The following is a 6,302-nucleotide window of genomic DNA, read 5'->3' on the forward strand; positions in this document are numbered from 1 at the left end:
GCGGGTCAGGAGGGTAGACCAAAGGGTAGACCACCGACGCCTCTTCACATCGAACCTGGGCCGCAGTAATACTGGAGATCGTTGGAGATCAGGGGCTACCTGATGCCTGTGACAGGGAACGACCGGTGCACCCGGCACCAGTCCCTAGCGCCCACTTTAGGTAACCCCTTGTTTCTCCAGCGGTTTCTTTTTGAACCCGCTCGGAGGGTAGACCACTCGAGTAAGCTTGGGGGAAGGGCCAGCTGATGAAGTTTGGTGAAGAACACCTGTGTGAGAACTGCGGCGCGCGCTATGCCGTCAGCTACTCCAGGCTCCCCGCAAGGGACTCAGACTGCGCAAACTGCGAAGTCTGTCGTCATGAGATGGCCAAGTGGAACGACACTTTTGTTCCGAGTTTCAAGCTCCAGCGCGATGGTAGCAAAGAGGGCTGAATGGACAGCAGAAGAAGAGCACCGAGTGCTAAGGATCTGCGGGTGGAGCGAGAATACGAACGTCAGCGAGAACGCGAGCGCCTGCCTACAACCGCCGACATAAGAGAAATACGAAGTCTCGACAAGGAACAGCTGCAGGATCAGCTATACGAGGAACGAAGAGTCCGTATTGAGTTGATGAGTGAAAAAGACCGTCGTCCTGAGCGATGGGTGGACGTTCTAATGGGAGCAGTCTTTGCAGGAGCAGCGGCGGCTACCCTGAGCAGCTTGGGCTTACTCTGACCCCCATAGTAATACGCTCTGCTCTTAGCCAGTTGACGGCCGCTCACTCGATCTTCTTCATCCAGCGATGCAGCACCGCTAACGGATAACCTTCGCCGTAGCCTTCCCCAATCCCGACTACCTTCCAACCGCCCAAACGGTCGGTCACATCGGATGGACACTCGACCGCACGAAGACGGTCTCGAAAGCTATGACGGAACGAGTGAACGACGCAGCCAGTAGGCACCCTAGGCCCCAACCACTTGTTGAGCGCGGCACTGGCGCTGTTCGCTTTGCATTGGGCTTTGCTGCAGTACTTGGGAAAGAGGAACTCCGATTGCGCGTGCAAGAGCGCACGCCGTATTGCCCAAAGGGATGACCCCACCAAAGGTACTAGGCGCTCGCTCCCCTTCGTCTTGAGACGCCTCCACGGATGCGGTTTGAGAACGATATGGGGGATATCTCCATCCAGCACGACGTCAGACTTCACAAGCCCCACGGCTTCACTAAGACGCATCCCGGTATCACTGACCAGTGCGACCAGCCAACGCGCTTCGTCATCTAACGTTTTGCATTGTACTTGGATTGCTCGAACGACTCCGATTGGCACTGGACTGCGTCTCGGACTTCGGTTGTGCACGTCCTCTCCGAGATAGAGACCCGAGAAGGATCGCACCTCGCTGAGGCCCTGCTCCTTGGCGGTAAAGTTCACGATGGCGCGAAGCGAGGTGAGGATACGTTCCACCGACGCACGTGAGAGACCGCGCTGGAAGAGAGTATCGCGGAAGGCGTTCACCTCCCGTCGACTGTAAGTGTCGATTGGCTTGTCCTGACAGACCTCAACGAGGTAACGCACACACCTCTCTGCCGCTTGACCGAAAGTCGCTGCCCGGCCTGCCCCCTTCACACGCACGTAGAGTTCCTTCGCCTCGGTCAACAGTGGTGCCGTTGAGTCGAAGACAGCCGGTGCGGCTGTGTTGTTTCGGAGGAACCGGCGCAGCGTGTCGTCGCTCGTCTTCCAGCGAAGAGTCAGCCAATCCTCCTCGAGCTTGGCCGCGAGGGATGCCGACCTCGTCTGTGCTGCTCGCTGAGACCGCGTGCGAAGCGACAGGACGATGCGACGGTTGGTGTAGTGAGACCTGAGGTCCCGAGGAACACGTCTGCTGAAGTAGAAGACGCCACGCTTCTGGAACAGAAACTGGCAACGATTGGTCAACCCCATGGTCTACCCTCCGAGCGGGTTCAAAAAGAAACCGCTGGAGAAACAAGGGGTTACCTAAAGTGGGCGCTAGGGACTGGTGCCGGGTGCAGGATTCGAACCCGCGACCCCCTGATTACAAATCAGGTGCTCTACCACCTGAGCTAACCCGGCTTTGGTGCGCCAGTGATGCCACTGACGTTGCAGTTCGGTCAACACGAACCTTGCAGGCAGGCGTTGGTCACCGCCGGGAGTGCCACGCCAGGCCCGGCGGTTAGCGCACTTCCCGCCAAATCCACATCGTAGCGGCGAGGGCCAGCAGTCCTTCGATGCCCATGACTGTCAGCGCCATCGGTGCGCCGAGCCAGTTCGCGAGGAACCCCACGTGCAACATGCCGATGGGGCCCGATCCGATGCACACCGCAAGGACGCCCATCACCCGGGCGCGCATGGCCGGTTCCGACAACACGTAGGGCAGGGTGGCCTGCATGGTTGTGAAGCCGGCGATCCCCATGCCGGCGGCAAAGGTCACTAGCAGCGAGAACCCGTAGTGGTTCGACTGCGCAAACAAGACGACGGCGGCGATCATCAAGAACGAGCCGTAGAGGTAGATTTTGTTGAAATGAGTCGGTTTGGCGTAGCCGGCCACGAGCAGCGATCCCAGCAGCGCGCCGACGCCTTCGCTCGACAGCAACAGCCCAATCGGAAAAGCGGTCAGGCCAAGCTCCTCGCCGCCGATGACCGGCACCATCGCGACGTAGGGTAGGCCCCAGACGTTTAAGATCACGGTGATCGCCATCAGCCCGACGAGGGGGCGGTTGGCGCGGACGTAGCGCAGACCTTCGACGATATAGGCGAAGATGCCGTAGGCGGACGCGGCCAACGCGCGCGGCGGCGCGACGACGCCGAAGACCAACACGGCGCACGCGGCGTAACACGCGGTGGCGACCGCGAAGATGCCGGTGATGCCGATTGCTTCAAGCACGAAACCGCCGAGTGCCGGGCCGACAATGCGTGTCGCGTTATTGGCCGTGAGGTCGAGCCCCATGGCGCGGCTAATCCGGTCGACCCCCGCGATGTCGCCCATCATGTTGCGGCGAACCGGGAACTCCATGGAAAAGACGATTCCGTTGATGAAAGCACCGATGGCGATATGCCACGGCGTGATGACCCCGAAGATCGCGAGCAGGCAAAGAAACCCGGTAATCAAAACGAGGACGATTTCGCCCCCAAGCAGGAGCGCGCGTCGATCAAACCGGTCGGCGATGGCGCCGGTGAACGCGCCGAACAAAAGATTGGGGGCTGCGCGTGCCAAGTTTACCAGTGCGACGGCAAGCGCCGACTGAGTCACCGAATACGTAAAGACGCTGGTCGCCAGAATCTCGAACCACCGCATGGCCATCACAAAGGCCCCGACCGACCAAAGTCGGACGAAGGACCGGTCACGGAGGAGTGAGCGGATCTCGGGGGTCTCGCTGGGACGAACGCCCCCGTCGGTCAACGGCGCCTCGCCCCGCAGCGCGCGGTGTGCGCGCGAGGGTTAGGGTGCTGGTGGGGCAAGCGATGACTCATGCGATTGTCGCTGCGCTCAGCGGTGACTCTTCGGCGAACGCGTCGTCATGGTGCTCGGCAAGGTCGAAATAGAAGGTTGAGCCGATGTCGATTTCAGACACGAAACCGACTTTCCCTTGGTGCCGTTCGATCAGCATTTTGCAAATGCTTAGCCCAAGGCCGGTGCCGCTTTCACGCCGCTCACCCTGGTCGGCCTGGGTGAACTTGTCGAAAATCCGGTCGCGGAAATCCATCGGAATGCCGCGGCCGCGGTCGGTAACAAAGAAGCGGATGGCACCGTTGGAGGTTCGCCGCGCGCCGACATCGATCGTCGAGCGCAGTGGGGAGAATTTGATGGCGTTCGACAGGAAGTTGGTGAAGACCTGCATCAGTTGATCGATCCCGCCGAACACCCGCGCGTCTTCCGGTGCCTCGGCGATTTCAATCGAGATGCCAAAGCGCTCGGCGAACCCGCGATTGGACTCCACGGCCATTTCGAGGAGCGACCACACTTGAATCGGGAAGAACGCAATTTCCATGCGTCCCGATTCGATCTTTTCGATATCGAGGATATCGTTGATCAATCGGACCAATCGATCGCTGTTGTTGCTGGCGATCTGGACGAGGTTGTGCGCCTCCTCGGGTATCTTCCCTGCCATGCCCGCGGATATAAGGCCGAGCGATCCGCTGATCGACGTCAGTGGCGTACGCAACTCATGGCTCACCGTGGAGATAAAGTCGTTTTTCATGCGATCGACGTTCTTGCGCTGGGTGATGTCGAGAAAGGTAACCTGGGCGGCCGGCGCGCCTTCCCAAACAACCGGCGTGATTCGCACCTCGATCCAAATGTGGACGCCGTCGCGGCGGATCGCGCGACGCTCGAAAACGTTCGGCAGGTCCTCGCCGCGCAGGCGGGCCAGGGCATTGCGCGACATCTCGTCGCGTTCCTCCGGCGCAAACAGCGGCAGGATCGAACCCATCGCCATGATCTCGTCGGCGCCGTCGTACCCGAACATCTCCGCGAACGTCTTGGTGGCAAAGACCGGCACCATGGCGCGGTGGACGCAAACGCCTTGGAGCGAACCCTCCAAGAGGTTGCGAAACTTGGTTTCGCTCCCGCGCAGCTCGGACTCAACTGCGCCCAGGCGGGCAATGATCCGCACCAGGATTAGAATGACTGGATAACCGATGAGAATCGGCATCACCCACGGCATGGCCCCAACCACCGGGCGTTCGGCGAGCGAAATGCCGTCGAGCGCATAACCGATCTCCACCGAAATGTTGGTGACGACCCAGACGGGCGCGGTCACCAGGGCCGCGGTCCAATGCACCCCGATCCGGTCGACCAGGCGAACCATGCTTCGCAAGAAGCGCTCGCTGCGCGGCAAGAGGGTGCCGACGTCGGGTGATGGAGCGTTCATGCGCGAAGCCTTTGGTGGAGCGGGCGACGATACTGCCGTCATTGGTGGCGAACAAGCTCATGGAGTGCGACCGCGATCGCTGCAGCTACGTTCAAACTATCGACACCCGCGGCGCGCGCGCGGGCATCGACCGGGAGGGCGACCGTGGCGTCGCAATACTCGCCCACCAGCCGGCGCAGTCCCCGACCCTCGGCGCCGGCCACCAGAACACAACGGCCCAGCGGGGCATAGTCGCCAAACTGGTTTGTCGCGTCGCCGTCCAGCCCAACAACGAAGAATCCGTCCTTTTTGGCTTGCTCCAAGGCGCGGGCAAGGTTCGCGACCCGAAGGATCGGGACGATTTCGAGGGCGCCGGAGGCGGCCTTGGCCAAGGCGCCAGATTCGCGCGGGGTGTGGTGCCGCGGGGCGATAACCGCATCGACCCCAAAAACCGCGCAATTCCTCAAGATTGCCCCAACATTTTGGGGATCGGTCACCTGGTCGAGGGCCACGACCCGCGTCGTATGGGGATCGGCGAGGATCCGTGGGTCGGCTTCCGGGAGCGGCTGAACCTGCGCGAGGAGCCCTTGGTGCACGGCCGTTTCGGCGACACCGGGAGGCAGGGATCGCAGATCAAGGGGTGCGACGTCGGGGAGATCGCGCGCCGAAGCACCGGAAATTGCTCGGCGAACCTCTGCGGCGGGTCCATCCGAGGCTAGGATCTGCAGAATTCTGCGGTTCTCGTTCCGGATCGCCGCCATAACGGCATGCGTTCCATACAGCCAAAACGCGCCATCTGGGCCCTGAACGGTGCTTTTCGCCCGGTTTGCCGAACGTTGACTGCGGTGGCGGGACGGTTTGCTGCGGTGCATGATTCGCACTATATAATGTCGGGACAGGTAAAGAAGGACGATGGTGCACGGCGAATTCGCCGGGCAGCCAAAGTTCTTGCTTGCTTTGACGTTGACAATACGCGGCAAATTCCCATAGTGCGGGCCTTCCGCCGGGCGGCTTCGGGCTAGACGGAGGGGTGCCCGAGTGGCTAAAGGGGGCGGACTGTAAATCCGCTGGCGTACGCCTACGTTGGTTCGAATCCAACCCCCTCCACCATCCGGCGGAGACTGGGTTTATTAAGGAGTACTGGGCGAAAACCGGTCTCACGGGGCAGTTTCTGGCGGGTGTAGCTCAATGGTAGAGCCCCAGCCTTCCAAGCTGGTGACGTGGGTTCGATTCCCATCACCCGCTCCAAACTTGGCCGAGTGACTGTTCCTGCTGGGTAGAATTTATTGGCCCGTGGTCTGTAGAGAGAATTAGGAAAAGACGATGGCGAAAGCGAAATTTGAGCGTACGAAGCCGCACTGCAACATTGGAACGATTGGCCATGTTGACCATGGCAAGACGTCGTTGACGGCAGCGATCACGAAGACGCTGGCTGAGACGGGCGGGGCGACGTACACGGCG

General features: G+C 60.9%; 6 protein-coding genes and 3 tRNA genes. 4 read left to right on the top strand and 5 right to left on the bottom strand.

What is annotated here, in order from left to right:
* Positions 1 to 431: 431 nt before the first annotated feature.
* Complete coding sequence (locus RID42_17135; protein ID MEQ8249406.1) at positions 432 to 713, top strand: hypothetical protein; 282 nt, start codon at positions 432 to 434, stop codon at positions 711 to 713.
* Positions 714 to 756: 43 nt separating this feature from the next.
* Here the strand turns inward: RID42_17135 and RID42_17140 are convergent, their stop codons facing one another.
* From RID42_17140 to RID42_17160, 5 genes are all read right to left on the bottom strand, one after another.
* Positions 757 to 1,914 carry a tyrosine-type recombinase/integrase gene (locus tag RID42_17140; GenBank protein ID MEQ8249407.1) on the bottom strand — a complete coding sequence of 386 codons (1,158 nt, stop codon included), beginning with the start codon at positions 1,912 to 1,914 and terminating at the stop codon, positions 757 to 759.
* A 74-nt stretch (positions 1,915 to 1,988) separates the two neighbouring features.
* Positions 1,989 to 2,064 (bottom strand) — tRNA-Thr (locus tag RID42_17145).
* A gap of 100 nt (positions 2,065 to 2,164) precedes the next feature.
* The gene (locus tag RID42_17150) at positions 2,165 to 3,391 is read right to left on the bottom strand and encodes an MFS transporter (GenBank protein ID MEQ8249408.1); all 1,227 of its coding nucleotides are present in this window, start codon (positions 3,389 to 3,391) and stop codon (positions 2,165 to 2,167) included.
* Positions 3,392 to 3,458: 67 nt separating this feature from the next.
* Complete coding sequence (locus RID42_17155) at positions 3,459 to 4,862, bottom strand: HAMP domain-containing sensor histidine kinase (GenBank protein ID MEQ8249409.1); 1,404 nt, start codon at positions 4,860 to 4,862, stop codon at positions 3,459 to 3,461.
* 38 nt (positions 4,863 to 4,900) lie between these two features.
* On the bottom strand, positions 4,901 to 5,602 hold the full coding sequence (locus RID42_17160) for an RNA methyltransferase (protein MEQ8249410.1): 702 nt from the start codon (positions 5,600 to 5,602) through the stop codon (positions 4,901 to 4,903).
* Positions 5,603 to 5,865: 263 nt separating this feature from the next.
* Here RID42_17160 and RID42_17165 point away from each other — a divergent pair.
* From RID42_17165 to RID42_17175, 3 genes are all read left to right on the top strand, one after another.
* Positions 5,866 to 5,951: transfer RNA gene (locus RID42_17165), tRNA-Tyr, on the top strand.
* A 64-nt stretch (positions 5,952 to 6,015) separates the two neighbouring features.
* Positions 6,016 to 6,089, top strand: a tRNA-Gly gene (locus RID42_17170).
* A gap of 75 nt (positions 6,090 to 6,164) precedes the next feature.
* Positions 6,165 to 6,302: GTP-binding protein (locus RID42_17175; protein MEQ8249411.1), on the top strand; the 138-nt coding region annotated here is incomplete at its 3' end.

The sequence above is a fragment of the Alphaproteobacteria bacterium genome (genome assembly GCA_040216735.1).
Classification (GTDB): Bacteria; Pseudomonadota; Alphaproteobacteria; order SHVP01; family SHVP01; genus CALJDF01.